Below are 3,417 nucleotides of genomic sequence, written 5' to 3'. Positions count from 1 at the left end.
CCCGGTCAGCCACACGGTGGCACCCTGGTCGCTCACGCTCATCCGCTTCTTCTCCGTCGGTTCCGTGGTGTTCGTGGCGTTCGTGGTGTTCGTCATCAGCCGTGCAGCCCGCACTCGGTCTTGCCCAGACCGGCCCACCGGCCGGACCGGGCGTCCTCGCCCTCCGCGACCCGGCGGGTGCACGGGGCACAACCGACGGAGGCGTAGCCGTCCATCAGCAGGGGATTGGTGAGCACACCGTGCTCGGCGACGTAGGCCTCCACGTCGTCCCGCGTCCAACGGGCGATCGGCGACACCTTGACCTTCCGCCGCTTCTCGTCCCAACCGACCACCGGCGTGTTCGCCCGGGTCGGGGACTCATCACGCCGCAAACCCGTCGCCCACGCCCGGTACCCGGTCAAGCCCTCTTCGAGGGGCTTGACCTTCCGCAGCGCGCAGCACAGGTCCGGATCCCGCTCGTGCAACCGCGGCCCGTACTCGGCGTCCTGCTCCGCGACGCTCTGCCGCGGGGTCAGCGTGATGACGTTGACGTCCATCACCGCCCCCACCGCGTCCCGCGTCCCGATCGTCTCCTCGAAGTGGTAACCCGTGTCGAGGAACACCACATCCACCCCGGGGCGAACCCGGGAGGCGAGGTGGGCGACCACCGCGTCCTCCATCGAGGACGTCACACAGAATTTCCTCCCGAAGGTATCGGCCGCCCAGCGCAGAATTTCCTGCGGGGTAGCATTTTCGAGTTCCCGGCCCGCCCGTTCGGCCAGCGTGGCGAGATCTCCGTCTGCGTGAGTCGTCGCCATCCGGCGGCTCCTTGATGAAAAGGGGAACGCGGCGAGCGGACATAAATCGCTCCGCCGAGATTAGCCGTCCCGGCACATAATTCACTGACGGTCCGCTGATCAGCGGCATTTTCCACCCGAACAAGGCGTTGACCAGGGATTTCGTCTCGTTCAGGGTTTTTGTGGAGCGCGGTCAGCGCGCGGTAAGTCCGGCATCAGCGGACCGCCAGCACCCCTGTGCCATAGTGGGCCGGAAATAGCACAGAATCCCGTGCTGGCCGGCGGGCCAGGAATTGCCGTTCACCGAAACCGAATCAGCCACCGACCGGCCGGTTTACGCATTCCGGCCGATACCCCCGGAGAGGGCACGCGGAGAAATGAGCCTGCAAGGACTGCGCCGAGGAAGGCTGATACGCCGCCTCGCACTCTGTCTGTCGGCGGTGGGACTCACCGCCTCCATGCTCACCGGAGCGGAACCCGCCGCCGCCGGCACGCCGGAGACCTGGACCTCCAGCTTCCAGGGCAGCGACGGCGTCACCTACACGGCGACGAACCACCTCGTGCCGGCCTCCAAGGGTCCGGGTCGGCAGTGGATGCTCGTCTGGTCGGGTCCGGCGAAGCAGCCGGCGCCCGACTTCCTCGCCGTCATCGACGCCACCCCGGGCTCCCCGTCGTACGGCAAGGTCGCCAACACCGTCACCATCGGTCCGAACAACGGCAACGAGCCGCACCACATGCAGTACGTGTGGCACAAGGGCGACCGGATCTACGCCGGCGGCATCATGAGCGACACGACGTTCGTCTTCGACGCGAAGGCGCTGCCCGCGCTGACGATCGCCGGGGTCAACACGACCGTCGACACCCCGTGCGGCACCCTGCCCGACGCCTATCAGGTGCTGAGCGACGGCACCGCGTACGGGACGTACATGGGCGGCCCGAACGTGACCGGCCCCTGCACCTACACCAACGGCGAGGTGCGCGTCGGCAACGGCGCCGCCGGGTCGCCCGGTGAGATCGTCCGGATCGGCGAGGACGGCAAGACCCTCGCCGAGATCCCCGCGGCGACCGCGGGCGGCGAGGACCCCGCGCAGTGCGGCAACGTCCCGGCGCTGCCCGCCGCGAGCTGCGCCAACCCGCACGGCATCGCCGTCCGCGAGGACCTGAACGTGATGGTGGCCAGCGACTTCGCCGAGGCCCGCAACTTCATGACGCCCGATTCTGAACTGCGGGAGAACCTGGCCCGCCAGACCGTCCGCGTCTTCGACATCGCCGACCGGAACAACCCGACGCTGCGCTCGGTGTCCAAGGTCGCCGACGGTCCGCGCGGCGCGCAGGAGCCCCGGGCGTTCTTCCGCGAGTCGCGGGTGGTCATGGAGACCGCGCTGACCAACCGGCCCGGGAACAAGGGCGCGTTCGTGTCCTCGATGGCCGGCGGCGCCGTGTTCTACACCCCGGACATCACCGCGCCCGCCCCGCAGTGGAAGGAGGTCTTCGACGACACGACGGCCTACCGCAGCTTCCGGCGCGACCCGGGGGTGACCGGCAGCGGCGACAACGCGAGCTGGCTGGCCGTCAGCCCCGACGACCGGTTCCTCTTCCACACGGTGATGGGCCAGTCGGTGCCGTACGGCAAGCCGCTGGACGACACCACGGGCATGATCTACGTCCTGGACATCCAGAAGCTCCTCGCCGCCGGGACGGGCGCCAAGTGCTCCATCGACGACCTGAACGAGGCCGCGCGCGGCGGTCGCGAGCGGGACTGCCCGGAGCTGGTCAGCACCGTACCGATCCGTGACGTGAGTTCGGGCGGCCCGCACTGGGGCGCCATGGACAACTTCAAGCGGGGCGCGGACGGCGTGTACCGCGAGACGCGGAACGTCAGCCGCATAGCGGTGGCCAACTACTTCGTCGCCGGCTCGTTCGGCGGCGGCGGCGACCACCGGGTGTGCATGTTCGACCTCGACCGGCGCGGCAAGGTGAGCCTCGACCGGTCGTTCCGCGACGAGCACACCGGCAAGGCGTGCGTCGGCTTCAACCGGGCCTCCTGGCCGCACGGCGACTACGGCGACAGCCAGCCGCACGGCGTCCTGTTCGTCGTCAGCGACGGCGTCGTACGACGGTGAGCGCGGTCCTCCTGGCGGCGGTCGTCCTGACCGCCGCCCTGGCGCTGGGCGTACTGCTGCTGCGCCGCGGCCTGCTGCGGCGGCGCGCGAGCGTGTCGGCGTACTTCGCCGCGGCGGTGGCCTGCACGGTCCTGGCCGGGGTCTCGGCGGGGTCGCCGCTGCCGCGCGGCGGCGGCCCCGTCGGGGCGCTGGGCGGGCCGTTGCTCGGCTCGCTCGGGCTGGGCGGCAAGCAGGTGCCGGTGATGGTCGTGCCGAACCGGCCGGGCTTCAACCTGGTGGCCGTCGGCGCCGAGGAGGCCTCGGCGGGCACCGACCGGGGCCGGCTCGCCAAGGGCGGGCCCCGGCCCGGCTCCGCGCTGACCTGGGTCCCGGTGGAGCTTCCGGCGGGCCCGGGGCAGGTGTGGGTGTCGTCGGGCGGCGCCGTCGCCGCGCTGGCGGTGGACACCGGCCGGGCGGCGCGCGCCGGCGGGAGATGAACATCACAAGTATGAAAAACATAAAAAATTGAATATTGTGGT

The 3,417-nt window shown here is 70.4% G+C and carries 3 protein-coding genes; 2 read left to right on the top strand and 1 reads right to left on the bottom strand.

Annotated elements, in window-relative coordinates; all coding sequences use genetic code 11:
• Positions 1 to 95 precede the first annotated feature (95 nt).
• Positions 96 to 797 carry a phosphoadenylyl-sulfate reductase gene (locus NOD94_RS40615; protein WP_281211266.1) on the bottom strand — a complete coding sequence of 234 codons (702 nt, stop codon included), beginning with the start codon at positions 795 to 797 and terminating at the stop codon, positions 96 to 98.
• 356 nt (positions 798 to 1,153) lie between these two features.
• On the opposite strand from NOD94_RS40615, the gene NOD94_RS40610 reads away from it, so the two are divergent.
• Both NOD94_RS40610 and NOD94_RS40605 read left to right on the top strand, forming a co-directional pair.
• Positions 1,154 to 2,899 (top strand): hypothetical protein, encoded by a 1,746-nt coding sequence (locus NOD94_RS40610; RefSeq protein WP_281211265.1) that lies wholly within the window; start codon positions 1,154 to 1,156, stop codon positions 2,897 to 2,899.
• Entirely contained in the window at positions 2,896 to 3,375 is a 480-nt protein-coding gene (locus NOD94_RS40605) for a hypothetical protein (protein WP_281211264.1), read from the top strand. Before NOD94_RS40610 ends, NOD94_RS40605 begins: the two co-directional genes overlap by 4 nt.
• Positions 3,376 to 3,417: the final 42 nt, after the last annotated feature.

The sequence above is a fragment of the Streptomyces sp. Isolate_45 genome, from assembly GCF_024721315.2.
Classification (GTDB): Bacteria; Actinomycetota; Actinomycetes; order Streptomycetales; family Streptomycetaceae; genus Streptomyces.
The sequence above is the reverse complement of the archived record's forward strand: the minus strand, read 5'-3'. Positions and strand labels throughout refer to the sequence as shown.